Origin of the sequence: Streptomyces sp. BE303, assembly GCF_036290945.1 — a bacterium.
Classification (GTDB): domain Bacteria; phylum Actinomycetota; class Actinomycetes; order Streptomycetales; family Streptomycetaceae; genus Kitasatospora.
Window position 1 is genome coordinate 1 of the sequence record NZ_JAQYWZ010000730.1, and the last position, 302, is coordinate 302.

General features: G+C 76.2%; 1 protein-coding gene. It reads right to left on the reverse strand.

Annotated elements, in window-relative coordinates:
- The coding region (locus tag PUR56_RS21965; RefSeq protein ID WP_329950167.1) for a hypothetical protein at positions 1-302 on the reverse strand (302 nt) is incomplete at both ends.

The window sequence follows — 302 nt, forward strand, 5'->3', positions numbered from 1 at the left end:
CCCGTGGGCGGTCGGCCCGGCCGGCGCGGCGCCGAGGGCCTGCTCGATCACGGCGCCCAGCTCGCGCAGGTTCCGCGGGGCGAGCGCGAACCGGATGTCGGTGTCGTCCGTGATGATCCCGGCGTCCTGGTCGAAGCGGAGCCGGTCGTTGCCCGCGTGGGTGCCGCCCATCAGCCCGGCGTCGGGGTACGAGGGCCGGGGGCGGATCTCGAGCTCGACGACCGTGCGGTCGCCGGTCCCGTCGACGGTCTCCTCGTGGAGGCGTCGCTCCCGGGACTCGTCGGGCAGGCCGAACACGTGGC